Source organism: Rhodanobacter sp. OR87 (genome assembly GCF_000473345.1).
GTDB lineage: Bacteria > Pseudomonadota > Gammaproteobacteria > Xanthomonadales > Rhodanobacteraceae > Rhodanobacter > Rhodanobacter denitrificans.
This window is the reverse complement of record NZ_AXBJ01000006.1, coordinates 94,379-113,037: the sequence shown is the minus strand read 5'-3', so window position 1 is coordinate 113,037 and position 18,659 is coordinate 94,379. Positions and strand designations below refer to the sequence as shown.

21 protein-coding genes and 1 tRNA gene are annotated in these 18,659 nt (G+C 68.3%); 12 read left to right on the top strand and 10 right to left on the bottom strand.

Annotated elements, in window-relative coordinates; genetic code table 11:
* Positions 1–42 precede the first annotated feature (42 nt).
* The gene (locus tag RHOOR87_RS0107700; RefSeq protein ID WP_027484694.1) at positions 43–1,665 is read right to left on the bottom strand and encodes a M48 family metalloprotease; all 1,623 of its coding nucleotides are present in this window, start codon (positions 1,663–1,665) and stop codon (positions 43–45) included.
* Positions 1,666–1,777: 112 nt separating this feature from the next.
* On the opposite strand from RHOOR87_RS0107700, the gene grxC reads away from it, so the two are divergent.
* The 3 genes from grxC (at position 1,778) to RHOOR87_RS0107685 (ending at position 3,611) form a co-directional block, all read left to right on the top strand.
* Complete coding sequence (grxC, locus tag RHOOR87_RS0107695) at positions 1,778–2,041, top strand: glutaredoxin 3 (RefSeq protein WP_007508018.1); 264 nt, start codon at positions 1,778–1,780, stop codon at positions 2,039–2,041.
* Positions 2,038–2,424: a carboxymuconolactone decarboxylase family protein gene (locus RHOOR87_RS0107690; protein ID WP_007508020.1), complete on the top strand. Its 387-nt coding sequence runs from the start codon at positions 2,038–2,040 to the stop codon at positions 2,422–2,424. Before grxC ends, RHOOR87_RS0107690 begins: the two co-directional genes overlap by 4 nt.
* A gap of 173 nt (positions 2,425–2,597) precedes the next feature.
* Complete coding sequence (locus tag RHOOR87_RS0107685) at positions 2,598–3,611, top strand: isocitrate dehydrogenase (protein WP_007508022.1); 1,014 nt, start codon at positions 2,598–2,600, stop codon at positions 3,609–3,611.
* A gap of 84 nt (positions 3,612–3,695) precedes the next feature.
* On the opposite strand, the gene RHOOR87_RS0107680 is transcribed toward RHOOR87_RS0107685, so the two are convergent.
* The 6 genes from RHOOR87_RS0107680 to RHOOR87_RS0107655 form a co-directional block, all read right to left on the bottom strand.
* On the bottom strand, positions 3,696–4,151 hold the full coding sequence (locus tag RHOOR87_RS0107680; RefSeq protein ID WP_007508024.1) for a carboxymuconolactone decarboxylase family protein: 456 nt from the start codon (positions 4,149–4,151) through the stop codon (positions 3,696–3,698).
* Positions 4,152–4,186: 35 nt separating this feature from the next.
* On the bottom strand, positions 4,187–5,092 hold the full coding sequence (gene sigJ / locus RHOOR87_RS0107675; protein ID WP_007508026.1) for an RNA polymerase sigma factor SigJ: 906 nt from the start codon (positions 5,090–5,092) through the stop codon (positions 4,187–4,189).
* 57 nt (positions 5,093–5,149) lie between these two features.
* A complete protein-coding gene (locus RHOOR87_RS0107670) occupies positions 5,150–6,085 on the bottom strand; it encodes an aspartyl/asparaginyl beta-hydroxylase domain-containing protein (RefSeq protein ID WP_274378364.1) in 936 nt (311 codons plus the stop codon).
* 201 nt (positions 6,086–6,286) lie between these two features.
* Positions 6,287–7,669: a PhoH family protein gene (locus RHOOR87_RS0107665; RefSeq protein WP_007508031.1), complete on the bottom strand. Its 1,383-nt coding sequence runs from the start codon at positions 7,667–7,669 to the stop codon at positions 6,287–6,289.
* Between the two features lie 64 nt (positions 7,670–7,733).
* Positions 7,734–8,195 carry a peroxiredoxin gene (locus RHOOR87_RS0107660; protein WP_007508033.1) on the bottom strand — a complete coding sequence of 154 codons (462 nt, stop codon included), beginning with the start codon at positions 8,193–8,195 and terminating at the stop codon, positions 7,734–7,736.
* Positions 8,196–8,300: 105 nt separating this feature from the next.
* Positions 8,301–8,876: a glycine cleavage system protein R gene (locus tag RHOOR87_RS0107655; RefSeq protein ID WP_027484693.1), complete on the bottom strand. Its 576-nt coding sequence runs from the start codon at positions 8,874–8,876 to the stop codon at positions 8,301–8,303.
* A 126-nt stretch (positions 8,877–9,002) separates the two neighbouring features.
* Between RHOOR87_RS0107655 and dapA the strand changes: the two genes are divergently transcribed.
* Positions 9,003–9,899 (top strand): 4-hydroxy-tetrahydrodipicolinate synthase, encoded by an 897-nt coding sequence (gene dapA / locus RHOOR87_RS0107650; protein WP_027484692.1) that lies wholly within the window; start codon positions 9,003–9,005, stop codon positions 9,897–9,899.
* Between the two features lie 33 nt (positions 9,900–9,932).
* Positions 9,933–10,523 carry a hypothetical protein gene (locus RHOOR87_RS0107645; RefSeq protein WP_007508039.1) on the top strand — a complete coding sequence of 197 codons (591 nt, stop codon included), beginning with the start codon at positions 9,933–9,935 and terminating at the stop codon, positions 10,521–10,523.
* 68 nt (positions 10,524–10,591) lie between these two features.
* On the opposite strand, the gene fdxA is transcribed toward RHOOR87_RS0107645, so the two are convergent.
* Positions 10,592–10,915, bottom strand: a complete 324-nt coding sequence (fdxA, locus tag RHOOR87_RS0107640) for a ferredoxin FdxA (RefSeq protein ID WP_007508040.1) — start codon at positions 10,913–10,915, stop codon at positions 10,592–10,594.
* A gap of 256 nt (positions 10,916–11,171) precedes the next feature.
* Positions 11,172–11,247, bottom strand: a tRNA-Glu gene (locus RHOOR87_RS0107635).
* A gap of 191 nt (positions 11,248–11,438) precedes the next feature.
* Between RHOOR87_RS0107635 and pcnB the strand changes: the two genes are divergently transcribed.
* From pcnB to panD, 5 genes are all read left to right on the top strand, one after another.
* A complete protein-coding gene (gene pcnB, locus RHOOR87_RS0107630; RefSeq protein WP_007508041.1) occupies positions 11,439–12,791 on the top strand; it encodes a polynucleotide adenylyltransferase PcnB in 1,353 nt (450 codons plus the stop codon).
* The gene (gene folK, locus RHOOR87_RS0107625; RefSeq protein WP_027484691.1) at positions 12,788–13,267 is read left to right on the top strand and encodes a 2-amino-4-hydroxy-6-hydroxymethyldihydropteridine diphosphokinase; all 480 of its coding nucleotides are present in this window, start codon (positions 12,788–12,790) and stop codon (positions 13,265–13,267) included. The genes pcnB and folK overlap by 4 nt, the downstream gene beginning before the upstream one ends.
* A 55-nt stretch (positions 13,268–13,322) precedes the next feature.
* The gene (panB, locus tag RHOOR87_RS0107620; RefSeq protein ID WP_027484690.1) at positions 13,323–14,153 is read left to right on the top strand and encodes a 3-methyl-2-oxobutanoate hydroxymethyltransferase; all 831 of its coding nucleotides are present in this window, start codon (positions 13,323–13,325) and stop codon (positions 14,151–14,153) included.
* Positions 14,154–14,171: 18 nt separating this feature from the next.
* The gene (gene panC, locus RHOOR87_RS0107615; RefSeq protein ID WP_027484689.1) at positions 14,172–15,017 is read left to right on the top strand and encodes a pantoate--beta-alanine ligase; all 846 of its coding nucleotides are present in this window, start codon (positions 14,172–14,174) and stop codon (positions 15,015–15,017) included.
* 100 nt (positions 15,018–15,117) lie between these two features.
* A complete protein-coding gene (gene panD / locus RHOOR87_RS0107610; protein ID WP_007508045.1) occupies positions 15,118–15,510 on the top strand; it encodes an aspartate 1-decarboxylase in 393 nt (130 codons plus the stop codon).
* A gap of 4 nt (positions 15,511–15,514) precedes the next feature.
* Here the strand turns inward: panD and queG are convergent, their stop codons facing one another.
* Positions 15,515–16,612, bottom strand: a complete 1,098-nt coding sequence (queG, locus tag RHOOR87_RS0107605) for a tRNA epoxyqueuosine(34) reductase QueG (protein ID WP_027484688.1) — start codon at positions 16,610–16,612, stop codon at positions 15,515–15,517.
* A gap of 15 nt (positions 16,613–16,627) precedes the next feature.
* On the opposite strand from queG, the gene RHOOR87_RS0107600 reads away from it, so the two are divergent.
* Positions 16,628–18,121 (top strand): bifunctional ADP-dependent NAD(P)H-hydrate dehydratase/NAD(P)H-hydrate epimerase, encoded by a 1,494-nt coding sequence (locus RHOOR87_RS0107600; RefSeq protein WP_027484687.1) that lies wholly within the window; start codon positions 16,628–16,630, stop codon positions 18,119–18,121.
* On the top strand, positions 18,108–18,593 hold the full coding sequence (tsaE, locus tag RHOOR87_RS0107595) for a tRNA (adenosine(37)-N6)-threonylcarbamoyltransferase complex ATPase subunit type 1 TsaE (RefSeq protein ID WP_027484686.1): 486 nt from the start codon (positions 18,108–18,110) through the stop codon (positions 18,591–18,593). The genes RHOOR87_RS0107600 and tsaE overlap by 14 nt, the downstream gene beginning before the upstream one ends.
* The last annotated feature ends 66 nt before the right edge of the window (positions 18,594–18,659 follow it).

Sequence of the window (18,659 nt, the reverse complement as noted above, 5' to 3'; positions counted from 1 at the left end):
GCAGCGGATGGATGTTACGTGTCGATGACACGGAGCCCGCATCTATTGCCGGGAACCGTCGTCCGGGCTGTCCTCGGTCTTGATCTTGCGCTTGTGCAGTTCCAGTACCAGCGGGGTCAGCTCGGCGATGCGCGCCTGGATGCGCACCCGCGCGTAGTAGTCCAGGTCGTCGCGCCTGAGCAGCCGCTTGAGCTGCTCCATCGCATCGTACGGACGGCCGGAATAGTAACTGGCGTCGGCAAAGGCCTCGCCGGCGCGCACGCTGTCGCCGGCCTTGTCGCTGGCGCGGGCGTAGGTGCTGTAGATCTCCGGCTCGCTGGCATTGTCCAGCAGCGGCCGCAGCAGGTCGGCGGCGAGGCGGGCCTGCTGCTGGTCGCCCCCGGCGGTGAGCGCCTTGGCGTAGGCGAGCGCGACGGCGCGATTGCGCGGGGACTGGGTGTTGAGCCCGGCGTACGCCGCCAGCGCCGCGGTGCGCTGCCCGGCTTGCAGGCGGGCGTCGGCCAGCGCCAGCTTCAGGATCAGGCTCTCGGGGTGGGATTGCAGCAGCGGCTGCAGCTGCTCGACGGCCGCGGCGCCGCGACCGCTGCGGGTGAGCGCCAGCGCGTAGCCGTAGCGGTTCGCCGGGATGTCGAAGTCCGGCCGGGTCTGCAGGTTGGCGCTGTAGTAGGTGGCCAGCTTGGTCGCATCGCCGGCCAGCACGCGCACGCGCTCGCGCATCAGGGCGTAGCTGTCCAGGTGGCCGCGGGCGGGCGGCTGGAACAACGTGGTGGGATCCTTCACGAACGCGATCGGTGCGGTGCTTTTCTCCCACTGCAGCTTGTCCATGAGGGTGGCGGCGGGGCGCAGCTTCTGCGCGGCGATCAGCGCGCCGGCGCGTGCTTTCGCGTCGCTGATGCGCATCGTCGTCACCGGGTGCGTCTGCAGCAGGGCCGGCACGTCCTCGCCGCCGGCGCCGGCGCTCATCACGTCCTGCATGCGCTGGAAGAAGCCGGCCATCGCGTTCGGGTCGAAGCCGGCCTTGGCCAGGGTCTGGATGCCGACGCGGTCGGCTTCGATCTCGTCCTTGCGGGTGAAGTTGATCGACTTCTGCGCGATCAGGCCCTGGCCACCGGCCAGCACCGCCATTGGCGCGTCGCCGCTCTTGCTGCCGGCGCCGGCGGCGATCGCGCCGAGCAGCACCAGCGCCATCAGCGGCGCGTCCTTCTTCGAATCCTCGAATGCGCGCTGCAGGTGGTTCTGGGTGATGTGGCCGATCTCGTGCGCGACCACGCCGGCCAGTTCGCTCTCGTCGCGGGTGATCGTCATCAGCCCGGCGTTCACCGCGATGTAGCCGCCGGGGGCGGCGAACGCGTTGATCTCCTGGTCCTTGACGACGAAGAACGCGAAGTGGTCCTTCGGCTTGTCGCTGCTGGCGACCAGCCGGTAGCCGAGGTCGTTGATGTAGTCGTCCAGCAGCGGGTCGTCCACCACCATGTCCAGCGCGCGCATCTGGCGCAGCATGGAAGCGCCGTAGTCCTGCGCTTCCTGCGGCGAGATCAGCGCGTTCGCCGAGCTGCCCAGGTCGGGCAGGCGCACGTCCTGCTGGGCGCCGGCGGCGCAAGCCAGCCCGGCGGTGATCAGCGCCGTCAGCAGGCGCGGTGCAAGTGGTCGTGGTGCCATGCTCATCAGGTGGGTGACAATAGCATTGAGACCGTGGCCGGCCGCGTCGGTTCCGCTTGAGCTGCCGGCGTGCGGCCCCATATGAGGGTGGCCTTTCCCCAAGTTGCGGAGTGTCGTGATGTCGAAGATCGAGGTCTATTCCACCGCGGTATGCCCGTACTGCGTGGCGGCGAAGAACCTGCTCAAGTCCAAGGGGCTGGAGTGGACCGAGGTGCGCGTCGACACCGACCCGGCGCAGCGCGACGCGATGCTGGCGCGCAGCGGCGGCCGCCGCACGGTGCCGCAGATCTTCATCAACGATCGGCACGTGGGCGGCTACGACGACCTGGTGGCGGCCGACCGCAGCGGCAAGCTGAGCGAGCTGCTGGGGCAGGCCGCATGAGCGACAAGCTTGCCGAGTTCACCGCGTTCCGCCAGCGCATGAACGAGCGCATCCTGGCCGAGGACAACCAGGTCGTGCGGCGCTTCTTCGCGCTGGACACGCAGACCTACAAGGCCGGCGCGCTCGACGTGAAGACCAAGGAGATGCTGGGCCTGGTCGCCTCGCTGGTGCTGCGCTGCGACGACTGCATCAGCTACCACGTGGCCCAGTGCAAGGACGCCGGCGTGCAGCGCGACGAGTTCTTCGAGGTGTTCAGCGTGGGCCTGGTGGTAGGCGGCTCGATCGTGATCCCGCACCTGCGCCGTGCGGTGGACCTGCTCGACCAACTGGAGTCGGGTGCCGCGAACGATGCGGCCGCCTGTGCCGACCACGCCCCGGCATAGCCGGCGTCCGTCTGCGGTTTTTTGCAATGCTGCGTGCGAGTATTTTCAACGCCTTGCAGGGCGCCTGCCCTGTTCGCACCGGGGCCGATCGGCGATAATCGTCCGGTTTCGGCGCGTGCGCATCCCCATGCGCGCGCACTGCCCGCAGCATTCCGTTCCAAGGAGTTACCCCCATGAGCAAGACGATTGCCGTGATCCCCGGCGACGGCATCGGCCCGGAGATCATGACTGCCACGCTGCGCGTGCTCGACGCGCTGGACTGCGGTCTTTCCTACGACTTCGTCGACGCCGGCATGGTCGCGCTGGAGAAGCACGGCGACCTGCTGCCGAAGGCCACGCTGGACAAGATCGCCGAGCACAAGGTGGCGCTGAAAGGCCCGCTGACCACGCCGATCGGCGGCGGCTTCACCTCGGTCAACGTGACCCTGCGCCGGCACTTCGACCTGTACGCGAACGTGCGCCCGGCGGTCAGTTTCCCCGGCACCAAGTCGCGCTACGAGAACATCGACATCATCACCGTGCGCGAGAACACCGAAGGCGCGTACCGTTCCGAGGGACAGACCCTGTCCGCGGACGGCGAGATCGCCGAGTCGGTCGCGCGCAACACGCGCAAGGGCAGCAGCCGCATCGTGCGCTATGCGTTCGAACTGGCGGTGAAGAAGGGCCGCAAGAAAGTCACCGCGGTGCACAAGGCGAACATCCTGAAGACCAGCTCGGGCCTGTTCCTCAACGTGGCGCGCGAGATCGCCAAGGAGTACCCGCAGATCGAGTTCAACGAGATGATCGTGGACAACACCTGCATGCAGCTGGTGATGAACCCGTACCAGTTCGACGTGATCGTCACCACCAACCTGTTCGGCGACATCCTCTCCGACCTGTGCGCCGGCCTGGTCGGCGGCCTCGGCCTGGCGCCGGGCGACAACATCGGCGAGCGCGCGGCGATCTTCGAGGCGGTGCACGGCTCGGCGCCGGACATTGCGGGCAAGGGCATCGCCAATCCGTGCGCGCTGCTGCTGGCCGCGGCCGACATGCTCGATTACCTGGACATGGTGGCCAAGGGCGACCGGTTGCGCCAGGCAATCCGCGACACCATGACCCACGACCGCGACAGCGTGACGCCGGACCTGGGTGGCAAGGGCAACACCAGCAGCTTCGCCGACGCGATCGTGAAGCGCCTCGCGGCCTGATCCGCGCCCTCGTTGAAGAAGAAGCCGCGGGCATGCCGCGGCTTCTTCTTCGAGACGCAGCCGGAGCCTGCCGTTACCCGCGCGTCAGTGCTTCGCCGGCCGATAGCTGCCCGGCTCGGCGCGCGACGGGATGGCGATACGGTTCCAGCCGTTGATCACGATCACCGCCATGTTGAGGTCGATCAGTTCTTCCGCGCTGAACTGGGCGCGGACTTCGTCGTAGACCTCGTCGGGCACGCCGTGGATCGGGTCGAGCCGGGTCACCGCCTCGCACCAGGCCAGCGCGGCGCGTTCGCGCGGGCTGTAGAACGGCGCTTCGCGCCAAGCCTGCAGCAGGTACAGGCGCTGCTCGGTCTCGCCGGCGGCGCGGGCGTCCTTGCTGTGCATGTCCAGGCAGTAGGCGCAGCCGTTGAGCTGCGAGGCGCGCATCAGCACCAGCTCGATCAGGCTCGGTTCGAGGCCGCAGTTCTTGACATATTCGCTCAGCGCGAGCAGCGGCTTGATGGCGTCGGGGCGTTTGGTGACATCGAAACGGGGCATGGGGTTTTCCTTGCAGTGCGGCCGGGATTGGCCATTCAATGCAAGGACGTGGATGCCGCCGATTTCGTGACAGCCGCCAGTCGGGCGAGCTTGCCGGGATGGCGCAACGCGTGCACCGCGGTGATGCGCTCGCCGTCGTCGTCGATCCAGCTGGCCGAGATCAGCGTGTCGCCGTGCCAGCCGAACAGCGCCGGCATGCCATTGAGCTGATGGATCTCATAGCGCACACCGCCGTGGCGCTGTTGCTGCAGCGCGATCTGCATGTACAACCGGGCCAGCCGCTCGGCGCCGTGCAGCGGGTGCAGGATGGCCCGTGCCAGGCCGCCGCCGTCGGAGACGCTCATGGCGTCTTCGGCAAACAGGGCGCGCAGCGTAGGCATGTCGGGCTGCTGCAGCGCCTGCATGAAGCGTTCGAGCAGGCGCCGCTGGGTGTCGATGTTCGGCATCGCCTGGCGCGGTCGATCCTCGCGCAGCCGCTGTTTCGCCCGATGCACGCGCTGGCGGCAGGCGTCCTCGCTGATCTCCAGCATCGCGGCCGTCTCGGCGTGGCTGTAATCGAACACCTCGCGCAGCAGGAAGGCGGCGCGCTCCTCCGCGCTCAGCCGCTCCAGCAGCAACAGGAAGGTGAGGGTGAGGCTTTCGGCGCGCTCCAGTTGCGCTTCGGGCTGGTCGGCATCGACGGTCAGCGGCTCCGGCAGCCACGGTCCGGCGTAGTGCGCGCGCTCGGTCTTGGCGCGGCGCAGGCGGTCCAGCGCGATGCGCGTGGTCACGGTGACCAGCCACGCCTCCGGATCGTCCAGCGCGTCGGTATCCTGCGCGTGCCAGCGCAGCCAGGCATCGTGCAGCACGTCCTCGGCATCGCTGGGCGTGCCGAGCATGCGGTAGGCCAGGCCGAACAGGCGCTGGCGGTGTTGCTGGAACAGGGCGGTTTGCGGGTCCATGGGATGCTCCGGAGGTCGACCCAGCCAGGACGCGCCACGCCCGCAAAACGTGACAGTTCAGCGGAACAGCGGCCAGGGCGCCAGGAAAACCAGCCACATCAGCAGCACGATGCCGGCGTACTTGCCGGCCTTGTACAGCTTCTTGTGCCGTCGCTTGAACGCCGCCTTCCAGTGGTGCAGGGCGCCCTTGTGCTGGCTCCATGCGTACAGGCGATTGATGGCGCCGGTCTTCTCCGTGCCGGCGTCGCTGTTGGGCGAGGCGGTGATCCGGCCCATGAAGGCGCCGACGCGATGGTTGACCGCGCTCATCCAGTGCGTGCGCAGCGGGCGTTCCACGTCGGCGAACAGGATCACCCGGGTCTGGTCGGTCTTGTTCTCCACCCAGTGCACGTAGGTCTCGTCGAACACCACGTCCTTGCCGTCGCCCCAGGCGTGTTCCTCGCCGTCGACGAAGATGCGGCAGTCGCGCGAGTTCGGCGTGATCAGGCCGAGGTGATAGCGCAACGAACCGGCGAACGGATCGCGATGGGGATTGAGGCGGCTGTTCGGCGCCAGCGTGGCGAACATCGCCGCCTTGATGCCGGGAATGGCGTTGAGCAGCGCGACCGTCTTCGGGCATAGTGCCTCGGCCGAGGCCAGCGGCTCGCCGTACCACTTCAGGTAGAAGCGCTTCCAACCCTGCTTGATGAAGCTGTTGAAGCTGGCGTCGTCGTTCTTCGTGGTGCCGCGGATGTGGCCGGCTTCGGTCAGCTGCAATGCTTCGTCGCGGATGGTCTGCCAGTTCGCCTGCAGCAGGTCCAGTTCGGGAAAGCCGCGACGATCGAGGATCGGTTTGGCCGGCACCGCCGAGAACGCATACATCAGCAGGTTGTACGGTGCGAACACGGCCGAGTGGTCAACCAGTTGGCGATCGAAGCGCAGCCGTACGCGGCCGCGCAGGTGCACCAGCAGCACGCACAGCACGAAGAAGGCGAACAGGACCAGCAGGATCAGGCGGGGGGTGAGGATCATGACGACGCGGGCAGCGGGAGACTATCGAGAACTGCATTCTACCCGGATGCGGCGCCCTGGCTTCGGCCCGGGCGCTTGCCTGTTCATCCTTAGCGGTCGGTGCCAGCTGCAAGAGCGACTCCCACCTTCGCGGGAGTGACGATGTGGCGAATTCGTGTTTCTTCCGAATCCCGGGTCCCGGCCCTATAGCGCCTCGGCCGCAAAATCCGCCAGCCGTGAACGCTCGCCCCGGCGCAGGGTGACGTGCGCGGAGTGCTCCCAGTTCTTGAAGCGGTCGACCGCGTAGGTGAGGCCGGAGGTGGTCTCGGTGAGGTAGGGCGTGTCGATCTGCTCCACGTTGCCGAGGCAGACGATCTTGGTGCCGGGGCCGGCGCGGGTGATCAGGGTTTTCATCTGCTTCGGAGTGAGGTTCTGCGCCTCGTCGATGATCAGGTAGCGGCTCAGGAAGGTTCGCCCGCGCATGAAGTTCAGCGAGCGGATCTTGATGCGCGAGGCGAGCAGGTCGTTGGTGGCCTGGCGGCCCCAGCTGCCGCCGTCCTCGGGGTTGGCCAGCACTTCGAGGTTGTCGGTCAGCGCGCCCATCCACGGCGTCATTTTCTCTTCCTCGGTGCCGGGCAGGAAGCCGATGTCCTCGCCGACGGAGACGGTGGCGCGGGTCATGATGATCTCGCGGTAGCGCTGCTGGTCCATCACCTGGGCCAGGCCGGCGGCCAGCGCGAGCAGGGTCTTGCCGGTGCCGGCGTTGCCGAGCAGGGTGACGAAGTCGATGTCCGGATCCATCAGCGCGTTGAGCGCGAAGTTCTGCTCGCGGTTGCGTGCGCCGATGCCCCACACGTGGTGGTTGGCGTGCGAGTGGTCGTCCAGCAGCACCAGCGTGGCGCTGACCTCGTCCAGGTGCAGCACGCGCAGCTCGATCGCGTTCTCGCCGGGCAGGTACAGGCATTCGTTCGGGTACCAGGTTTCCTCCTCGCGCCGCTTCACCTCGTAGAACGTGCGGCCGCGCTCGGTCCACGAGCGCACCTCAGGGTGCAGCTCCCAGAAATCCTCCGGCAAGGCGGTCGAGCCGGTGTAGAGCAGGGAGAAATCGTCCAGCGCGCGGTCGTTCTCGTAGTCCTCGGCGACCAGCCCGTTGATGCTGGCCTTGATCCTGAGGTTGATGTCCTTGGTGACCAGGATGACGTCGCGGCCCGGGTTCTGGTCGCGCAGCTCGATCACCGCCGCCAGGATCTGGTTGTCCGCCTTGGCGTGGCCGTTGCTGCTGGTGCGGTGCTGGAAATACAGCCGGCCGACCGAGGTGCCACGCTTGAGCTTGACGCCCTGCGGGTTGCTCAGTTCCAGGCCGTCGGCGAGCTCGTGCTGCTTGCCGCGTTCGATCAGCTCGTTGAGGAAGCGACTGGCCTGGCGGCCGTTGCGCGAGACTTCCGAGGCGCCCTTCTTCTTCTCGTCCAGTTCCTCCAGCACGGTCATCGGGATGAAGACGTCGTGTTCCTCGAAGCGGAACAGCGAGGTCGGGTCATGCAGCAGGACGTTGGTGTCGAGAGCGTAGATGCGCTTGCTTCCGGTCATGCGGAAGTGTCCTCGCTGGTGGGTGGAGGGAGTCGGCGGATGGAGGCCATGCGCGGCGGGGCGCTCACTGGGCGGGAATGGCGTCGAGCACGGCCTGGGCATGGCCGGGTACCTTCACGCCGCGCCACTCTCGCGCCAGCTTGCCGTCGGGGTCGATCAGGAAGGTGCTGCGCACGATGCCCAGGTGGCGCCTGCCGTAGAGCACCTTCTCGTGGATCACGTCGAACGCGCGGCACCAGCTTTCGTCGGCGTCGGATACCAGCGGGAACGGCAGCTCCTGCTTCGCGGCGAAGTTGGCGTGCGACTTCGGCGAATCGCGCGAGACGCCGATGATCTGCGCATGGCGCTTCTTGAACTTCGGGTGGAGGTCGCGGAAGTCCTTCGCCTCGCTGGTGCAGCCTGGGGTGGAGTCCTTGGGGTAGAAGTACAGCACCACCCATTGGCCCTTGAGATCGGCGAGCTTCAGGGTACTGCCGTCGCCGGTGGTGCCGCTGAGGGCGGGGGCCTTCTTTCCGATGTCTGGCATGGTCTCTCCGGAAACCCGACGGGGTTTCGCCGGTGTGCGTGGCAGAGACTAGCGCGATGGCTGTGGCGGATGACAGCCTTGTCAGGCCTGTCGCACAGGCGCATCCTAGAACTTCACCGGGTCCATGATTGCGTCGAGGTTCAGGCCGTCGCACAGTTCCAGGAAGTCGTCGCGCAGCGCGGCGATGTGGATTTCCGCCGGGATGCCGATGGTGAACTGGGCCTGGAACATCTCCGCCCCGGTCTGCATCGCCTGGTAGCGGGTGGAGTTCAGCTGCTCGACGCTGATTCCGTGCTGGCTGAAGAAGTCCACGATGCGCGCCACGATGCCGGGCCGGTCGGCCGCCACCACTTCCACCAGGTAGGGCAGCAGGTGCGAGCTGTTCTGGCGCGGGCCGGTACGGTAATGCACCAGGCGCATGCTCTCGTCGCGGCCCAGCTTGGCCAGCGCGGTTTCCAGCTTGGCCAGCGCGTCCCAGGCGCCGGTAGCCAGCAGCATCAGCGAGATTTCCGTGCCGATGGTGGACACGCGCGACTCGGACAGGTTGCAGCCGGCGTCGGCGATGCGCTTGGCCAGCGCCAGCAGCGGCGATTTGGTCGTCGGGGTAAGCGCGTGGATCAGCAACTGGTTGTCGTTGCCCGAGCGCGTGGAAGCGGAAGAGGGGCCGGGGGAGGATTTCAAGAGGGTCTGCCTGTGGACGTCAGCCCGCGCGATGCGGAGCCATGAGACTACTCCGGTCGAGCTTACTTGCCCGCCTCGCGAGGCGGCAAGTAACATGCGGGGCTTGCCTTGTAGCGGAATCGTGTCTTGAACATTCGCGGAAGCATCTGCGCGCTGGCCACCCCGTTCACCGCTGACGGCGGGCTCGATCTGCATGCTTTCGGTCGACTGCTCGATCACCAGCTGGCCGGCGGTACCCAGGCGCTGGTGGTGGCTGGCTCCACCGGCGAGGCGCATATGCTGGAGCACGACGAGTTCGACCGCCTGCTGGCGTTCGCGCTCGAGCGCGTGGCCGGACGGGTGCCGGTGATCGCCGGCACCGGCGAGGCCGGCACCGCCAAGACGGTGGCGCTGACCCGCCGCGCGCAGGCGCTGGGCGCCGACGCGGCGCTGGTGGTGACGCCGTATTACGTGCGCCCGACCCAGGAAGGCCTGCGCCGACATTTCCTGGAAGTGGCCGAGCACGGCGGCCTGCCGGTGCTGCTGTACAACGTGCCGACCCGCACCGGCTGCGACCTGCTGCCGTCGACCGTGGCCGCGCTGCGCGAGCATCCGGCGATCGTCGGCATCAAGGAGGCGCGCGGCGATCGCGAGCGGATGTCGGCACTGGCGGAACTTGTGCGCGAGGATTTCGTCTATCTCTCCGGCGACGACGGCAGTGCCGGCGAGGCGATGCTGGCTGGTGCGGCCGGCACCGTCTCGGTGGTGGCCAATCTGGTGCCGCAGGCGTTCCGCGCCTTGTGCGATGCGGCCACCGCTGGCGATCAGGCGGCGACGGCGCGGTGCCATGCGGCGCTGGAGCCGCTGGTGCAGGCGCTCAACTGCGCGCCCAACCCGATCGCGGTCAAGGCCGGCCTGCCCCTGCTGGGGCTGGGCTTGGCCCTGCCGAGGTTGCCGCTGGTGGAATTGAACGACGGCCCGGATCGCGCCCGATTGCACCAAGCGCTGTCCAGTCTGGCATCCTTGGCGACTGCGGCCGGTTGACGGTTGCCCGACTTACTCACGGAATCCGATTACATGAAGAAAACCTCGCTCCTCGTGGCCCTGCCGGCCGTGGCCCTCGCTGGCCTGCTGCTCTCCGGTTGCGGTGTGTTCCGTTCGCACAAGGCGTGGGACAAGGCCGTGCAGGAGGCTCCGCTGGAGATTCCGCCGAGCCTCGACCGGCCCTCGACCAGCGAAGCGCTGGTGATCCCGCCGCCGGGTGCGAATCAGCCGACCGCCAATGGCGCCACCGCGCGCGTCGGTTCGGTTGGCGGCCAGATCAGCGATGGCTTCGTGCTGGCCGACAGCGTCGACAATGCCTATCGCCGGGTCGGCCAGGTACTGGAAAGCGGCAGTCTGGGCGAGCTGGTGGGTCACGACGATGCCACGCACAGCTACACGCTGAATGTTTCCGACGCGATGGTGCAGCAGAAGAAGAAAGGCTTCTTCGGCCGCCTGTTCGGGCGCGACAAGAGCGACTCCGTGGCCGCCCCAGGTGCCGGCTCGCACCAGGTGCAGATCAGCGTGAACGGTAGCGGCACCGCGGCCAGCGAAATACGCGCCGAAGGCAATGCCGCGGCCGTGGGCAAGGTCGTCGATGCGTTGAAGTCGCGCCTGGGCGGCTAATCGGCGGAGCGCAGACATGCAAAAAAGAACGCCGCCCCGAGGGCGGCGTTCTTTTTTGCAGAGGGGCATCAGCGCTGCAGCAGTGCGAGCTTGTCCGGCTTGCCTTCCCACTCCCTGGCATCGGGCAGCGCATCCTTGCGTTCGGTGATCACCGGCCAGCTCTTGGCCAGCTCCGCGTTCAGCGCGACGAATCCTTCCTGTCCGGCTGGCACGTCGTCTTCCGGATAGATGGCGTTGATCGGACACTCCGGCTCGCATAGCGTGCAGTCGATGCACTCGTCCGGATCGATCGCCAGGAAATTCGGGCCCTCATGGAAGGCGTCGACCGGGCAGACCTCGACGCAGTCGGTGTACTTGCACTTGATGCAGTTGTCGATGACAACGAAAGTCATGGGCGGCTCTGCTCTGAGAGAAGCGAATCGGAGCGCTCTTGTGAAGAGTGCGGCCATGGATGGCCGCCTTTAGTCTAGCCAACGGCCAAGCAATGTGGCTCGTCGAAGCTCTTCCAGATGCGGCGATCATGGACGATCGCACAGGTGATGAAAAGTGCGGCCATTAATGGCCGCTTCTGATCCAGCCAGTGGCGCCGAGCTGTACGTTGGCACTGGCCGGCCCAACTGGAGCAATCACGGAAGATTGCAAAAGCAATGGCGCTCCCTACGAGGTTCGAACTCGTGTTCCCGCCTTGAGAGGGCGGTGTCCTGGGCCACTAGACGAAGGGAGCGTTAACTTGCGAGGCGCGCTAGTATAGCGGAATTGTTTCGCCCGGCAATGCTCGGCAGCCATCGGCTTGCGCGGTTCGAGACAGGCCCCGTCGGCGCAGAGGTTCCGCGCCCCTGCGGGACGGTTCGCGGTGCTGCGCGCCGCGATATATTGCAACCCACGGGCAGCTCGCCCCGCAAGGATTCCGACCGCTTGAATCTCGAATCGAGGACCGACGCCACGCCGACGCTGCGGGTCATTCCGCGCGACCAGCACATCATCTCGCGCAAGAACATCAGCAAGTCGGCGTTGCGCGTGCTGTACCGCCTCAACGAGGCCGGCTACGCCGCCTACCTGGTCGGCGGCGCGGTGCGCGACCTGCTGCTGGGGCTGCGCCCGAAGGACTTCGACGTGGCCACCAACGCCACGCCGGACGAGGTGAAGAAGCTGTTCCGCAACTGCCGCCTGATCGGCCGCCGCTTCCGGCTCGCGCACGTGGTGTTCGGCCCGGAGATCATCGAGGTGGCCACTTTCCGCGGCACCGGCGAGGAAGGTGGCGAGGGCGACCGCCACATCATCGACGGCCGCATCGTGCGCGACAACATCTGGGGCACCATCGAGGAAGACGCGGTACGCCGCGACTTTCGCGTCAACGCGATGTATTACGACATCAGCGACTTCTCGGTGCGCGACTATGTCGGCGGCATGCGGGATCTCGAAGACCGCATGCTGCGGCTGATCGGCGACCCGGACACCCGCTACCACGAGGACCCGGTGCGCATGCTGCGCGCGGCGCGACTGGCGGCGAAGCTCGGCATGCACATCGATGCCGCCGCGATGGAGCCGTTCGAGACGCTGGGGCCGCTGCTGGCCGATGCGGCGCCGGCACGGCTGTTCGACGAGTCGCTGAAGATGTTCCTCTCCGGCCACGGCCTGAAGAGTTTCCGCGTGCTGGAGCAATGCGGCCTGCTGAAATTCCTGTTCCCGGCGACCGCGCGCGCGCTCAAGCGCGGCGACGAGGCGCTGCGTGCGCTGGTCGAGCACGGCCTGGCGAACACCGATGCGCGGATCGCCGAGGGCAAGTCGGTGACCCCGGCGTTCCTGTTTGCGGTGCTGCTGTGGGGCGAGGTGCGCGATGTGGCGCACCAGCTGATTGGTCGCGGCGTCGAGGGCAACGAGGCGTGGTCGCGCGCCGCGGCGCAGGTGGTCGGCGAGCAGTGCCAGCGGGTCGCGATCCCGCGCCGGTTCACCTTCACCATGGAGGAGATCTGGTCGCTGCAGCCGCGTTTCGAACAGGTCCAGCGCAAGCGGGTGTTCCGCCTGATGGCGCACCCGCGGTTTCGCGCGGCGTTCGACTTCCTGCTGTTGCGCGGCGACGAATCGCCGGCAATGCGCGAGCTGGGCCAGTGGTGGGCGCATGCGCAGCAACTGCCGCCGGATGTGCTGGCCGCCGCGCTGCCGGCCGGCGGCGGCAGCGATCACGTGGTGGCGGCGCCGGTGGCCGCCAGGCCGCCGCGCGCGCGCCGGCGGCGACGCCGGCCGGCCGACAAGTCCGGTTCCGCATGACCCTGGCCTACGTCGCGCTGGGCAGCAATCTCGGCAATCCTCGGCAACAGCTGCTCGATGCCATGGACGCGCTGGCGAAACTGCCTGACACCCGCCTGCTGCAGCGCTCGCCGCTGTACCGCACGCCGCCGTGGGGCGTGCTGGAACAGCCCCCCTTCATCAACGCGGCGGTGGAACTGGATACCGCGCTGTCGCCGCATGCCCTGCTGGACGCCTTGCTGGCGATCGAGCAGCGCGCCGGCCGCGTGCGCGGCGAGCGCAACGGGCCGCGCACGCTGGATCTGGACCTGCTGCACGTCGACGGCGTGCGGCTCGACGACCCGCAGCTGATCCTGCCGCACCCACGCATGGCCGAGCGGGCATTCGTGCTGTTGCCCTTGCACGACATTGCGCCCACGCTGCGTCCGTCCGGCCAGGCCACGGTGGCGGAATGGCTCGCCCGCCTCGATCCGGCCGGTTGCGAACGCGTGGCTTGAGCCATCACCGTGGCGCGCCGGATAATCGGCGGCCACCCCCATCCCAGGAATTGCCGTGTACGTGCAGAACGCCAGTGTCCCCGACCGCAAGCCGGTGACCGTGCCAGGCCTGCTTGCGATGAAGGCGCAGGGACGGCGCATCGTGATGCTTACCGCCTACGACGCCAGTTTCGCGTGGCAGCTGGAGGCGGCCGGCGTCGATGTTGCGCTGGTCGGCGATTCGCTCGGCATGGTGGTGCAGGGGCACGCTAGCACGCTGCCGGTGACGCTGGAGCACATGGTCTACCACACCGCCGCGGTGGCGCGCGGGCTGTCGGCCACGATGCTGGTGGCCGATCTGCCGTTCATGGCCGACCGCGACGTAGCGCATGTGCTGGAGGCGGGCGCTCGGCTGGTCGGCGAGGCCGGCGCCGCGATGGTGAAGATCGAGGGGGCCGCGCCGCATGTGCTGGAGGCGATCGCGGCGCTCACCGCGCGCGCGATCCCGGTCTGCGCCCACCTCGGGCTCACTCCGCAGTCGGTGCACAAGTTCGGCGGTTTCAAGATCCAGGGCCGCGAGCAGGCGGCGGCTGACCGCGTGCTGGCTGAAGCACTGGCAGTGCAGGCGGCCGGGGCGGACCTGCTGGTGATGGAAGGCGTGCCGGTCGAGCTGGGTCAGCGGGTGACCGCGGCGCTGAAGATCCCGGTGATCGGCATCGGCGCCGGCCCGCATTGCGACGGCCAGGTGCTGGTGATCCACGACATGCTCGGCATCACCCCGGGCAAACGGCCGAAGTTCAGCAAGGATTTCCTGGCCGGGCGCGATTCTGTCGGCGCGGCGATCGCTGCCTATGCTGAAGACGTGCGCAGCGGCGCGTTCCCGGCACCCGAGCATTGCTTCAACTGAACTGAGCGAGCCTGCCTCATGCAGACCGTACAAGACGTTCCGGCGCTGCGCGCCGCGATCCGCGGCTGGCGCACGCAGGGCCAGACGGTGGGTTTCGTGCCGACCATGGGCAACCTGCACGCGGGCCACCAGTCGCTGATCAAGCTGGCGCGCGCGCGCGCCGAACGGGTGGTGGCCAGCGTGTTCGTCAACCCCACCCAGTTCGGGCCGAACGAGGATTACGACCGCTACCCGCGCACCCTGGTGCAGGACCAGGCGGCCCTGGCCGAGCACGATTGCGACCTGCTGTTCGCGCCGGACGTGGCCACGATGTACCCGTTCGGCCCCGCGCACAGCGTCAGCGTGCGCGTGCCGCAGATCACCGACACGCTGGAAGGCGCGCACCGTCCCGGGCATTTCGACGGCATGGCCACCGTGGTGTGCAAGCTGTTCAACCTGGTGCAGCCGGACCTGGCGGTGTTCGGCCAAAAGGACTTCCAGCAGCTGAAGGTGGTCGAGCGGATGGTGCGCGACCTGGGGTTGCCGGTGAAGGTGGTGGCAGCGCCCATCCTGCGCGCCGACGACGGCCTGGCGCTGAGCTCGCGCAACCAGTACCTGGGTGCCGAGGAACGCGCGCGTGCGCCGCTGATCCACGACACCCTGCAGAAGATGCGCGAACTGCTGGCGCAGGGCCACCCGTGGCAGGCCGTCGAGCAGACCGCCGCCGCGCGCCTCGAACGCGCGGGTTTCGTTCCCGATTACGTGGCGATCCGCCGTGCCGAAGACCTGGCCGAGCCGGCCGAGGGCGAGCGCGAAGGGCTGGTGGCGCTGGTGGCGGCCCGCCTGGGCGGCACCCGGCTGATCGACAACTTGCGGCTGGACTGAGCCGGCCGCATATCGAGCCCGTGCCGCTTGATGTTGCGGCGCAGCGTCATCGGTTCGATAATTGCCGACTTTGCAGGATGTCCCTGCCGGAAAGAACGTCATGCACCTGAACATGCTCAAGGCCAAGATCCACCGCGCCACGGTGACCCACGCCGAGTTGCACTACGAAGGCTCGATCGCGATCGACGGTCTGCTGCTGGATGCCTCCGGCATCCGCGAGTACGAGCAGATCCACGCCTGGAACGTCAACAGCGGCCAGCGCTTCGTCACCTACGCGCTGCGCGCCGAGGAAGGCTCGGGCATCATCTCGGTCAACGGCAGCGCCGCGCGCAGTGCGCAGGCCGGCGACATCGTCATCATCGCCGCGTTCGCGCAGCTGAGCGAGGCGGAGCTGGAGCAGTATCAGCCGACCTGCGTCTACATCGCACCGGGTCCGGGCAACCGCATCAGCCACACCAACCGTTCCATCCCCAAGCAGATGGCCGCGGCCTGAACCTTCAACTGCGCTGCTTTGCCAGCGCCCACGCCACATGCTCGCGCACGACCGCCGACGGGTGGTTGGCGCGGGCGGCGAGCGCCGCGATTACCGCTGCTGACTTCGGCGCGTTACCCAGCGCCACCGCGATGTTGCGCAGCCAGCCCTCGTAGCCGGTGCGGCGGATCGCCATGCCTTCGGTGCGCTTGAGGAATTCCTCCTCGCTCCACGCAAACAGCTCGACCAGCTTGGCGCCGTCCAGGCTGTGCCGCGGCGCGAAATCCGGCTCGGCGGTCATCTGAGCGAACTTGTTCCACGGGCAGACCAGCTGGCAGTCGTCGCAGCCGAAGATGCGATTGCCCATCGGCGTGCGCAGCTCTTCCGGAATGCTGCCCTTCAGCTCGATGGTGAGATACGAGATGCAGCGCTTCGCGTCGAGCCGGTACGGCCCCAGGATCGCCTGGGTCGGGCACACCTCGATGCAGCGCGTGCAGCTGCCGCAATGCGCGCTGGCTGGCTCGTCCACCGGCAACGGCAGGTCGGTGTACAGCTCGCCGAGGAAGAAGTACGAGCCGGCGTGGCGGTTGATCAGCACGGTGTGCTTGCCGATCCAGCCCAGCCCCGCGTTGCGCGCCAGCGCCTTTTCCAGCACCGGCGCGGAATCGACGTAGGCGCGATAACCGAAGTCGCCGACCACGCCGTGGATGCGCTCGGCCAGCTTCTGCAGGCGCTGGCGCATCAGCTTGTGGTAGTCGCGGCCTAGCGCGTAGCGCGACACGTAGCCGGCCTCGGCGTCGCCCAGCACGTCCCAGGCGTTCGCGGTGCCGGGCGGGATGTAATCCATGCGTACCGAGATCACCCGCTGCGTGCCCGGCTCCAGTTCGGCCGGGCGGGTGCGCTTGGTGCCGTGGCGGGCCATGTATTCCATCTCGCCGTGATGGTCGCCATCGAGCCAGCGCTGCAGGTGCTGTTCGTCCTCGCCCAGGTCGGTGCCGCTGATGCCGGCGTCGGCGAAACCCAGCTCGATCGCCCAGCGCTTGATGTCGCGGGCGAGCGTGGCGTAATCGGGTGGGGCCTGGATGTCGGTGCCGGACATCCATCTATTGTAGATGCGGCGCATGCCTATAATCCGCGCATGCCTGCTCACCCGTACAGCCGCCATCTGCACACCGTCGAACAGTTGCGCGCGATGGAGCGTGCGGCGTTGTCGGCGCTGGGCATCTCCGGCCCCGAGCTGATGCGTCGCGCGGCCAGCGCCGCTCTGAACAGCCTGCGCCGGCACTGGCCGCAGCTGCAGCAGGTGTGCATCCACTGCGGCCCCGGCAACAACGGCGGCGACGGCTTCCTGCTCGGCGTGCTGGCGCGCGAGGCCGGCCTGCAGGTCGAGCTGGTGGCACTGACCGCTGCCTCGCCCGGCGACGCCGCGGCGGCACGCGCGGCGTGGGAAGCGGGTGGCGGTCGGGTGCGGTTGTGGGATGCGCAGAGCGAGTTGCCCGATGCCGAGCTGCACGTGGACGCGTTGTACGGTATCGGTCTGCATCGCGCGCCGGAGCCGGCAGCGGCGCAGCTGATCGAGGCGATCAACGACAGCGCCTGCCCGGTGCTGGCGCTGGACGTGCCCAGCGGGCTGGATGCGGATACCGGCAGCTGTCCCGGCGCGGCGATCCGCGCGCAGGTCACGGTGACCTTCGTCGCCGGCAAGCGCGGGCTGCATACCGGTCGCGCGGTCGACCAGGTAGGCGTGCTCGAACTGGCCACCCTGGGCGTGCCGGACAGCGTCCATGCCGACATGCTGCCCGACGCGCGGTTGCTGGTTGCCGAAGCCTTGCCGCCGCGCGCCCGCTACGCGAACAAGGGCAGCTACGGCCATGTGCTGGTGATCGGTGGCGAATACGGCATGGCCGGCGCGGTACGCCTGGCCGGCGAGTCGGCGTTGCGCGCCGGCGCCGGCCTGGTCAGCGTGGCGACCCGCGCCGACCACGTGTTCGCACTGAATGCGGTGCGGCCGGAACTGATGGCGCACGGGGTGGATGGACCGCAGGCGCTGGCGCCGCTGCTCGAACGGGCCAGCGTGCTGGCGCTGGGGCCGGGCCTGGGGCAGGCCGCCTGGGGCCACGCGCTATGGCTGACCGCGCTGGACGCGGGCAAGCCGCTGGTGCTCGACGCCGACGGCCTGAACCTGCTGGCCCGCGAGCCGCGCCGGTTCGGTGCGCCGACCGTGCTGACGCCGCACCCGGGCGAGGCGGCACGCTTGCTGGAGGTGTCCACCGCTGCCGTGGAGCGCGACCGTTTCGCCGCGGTGCGCGAATTGGCGCGACGCTACGCCGCGGTCGTCGTGCTGAAAGGCGCCGGCAGCCTGATCGCCGATCCGGATGGACGTCTGGACGTCTGTCCGTGGGGTAACCCCGGCATGGCCTCGGGCGGCATGGGCGACCTGCTCACCGGCATCGTGGCGGCCCTGCTGGCGCAGGGTTGCGGCGCCTGGCAGGCGGCTTGCCTCGGCGTCGGCTTGCATGCGCGGGCCGGCGATCGTGCCGCCCAGCAGGGCGAGCGCGGCTTGCTGGCCGGCGACCTGCTGGCTCCCCTGCGTGCCCTCGGCAACGGCATGACGGGCTATGAGCATGATTGAATCCATCGATACCGACCTGGCCTGGACATTGCCCGACGAGGCAGCCACGGCGGCGCTGGCCGCGCGCCTGGCCGATCTGCTGGACGACGGCCTGGTGCTGTACCTGCATGGCCCGCTGGGCGCTGGCAAGACCAGTTTCGCGCGCGCCCTGTTGACCGCGCTGGACGTGGGCGAGCGGGTCAAGAGCCCCACCTACAGCCTGATCGAAGGCTATGCGACGCGTGATCGCCCAGCCTGGCACCTGGACCTCTACCGGATCGCCGACCCCGGTGAACTGGAATGGCTGGGCCTCGATGCGCTGGCCGAGCCGGCCGCGCTGGTGCTGGTGGAATGGCCCGAGCGCGGCGCCGGGGCGCTGCCGGCAGCCGACCTTGACGTACGTCTGGACTATGCCGGCCAGGGGCGTCGGGTGTCGTTGCGCGCGCGTACCGCCCGCGGCGAGCGGCTGCTGGCGCGGCTGGCCAAGTCCTGATTTTCCCTGAAAAAATTGCCGACGGCGGGGCAGGCAAGGATCCGTTACGGATGTGCCACTTGCACC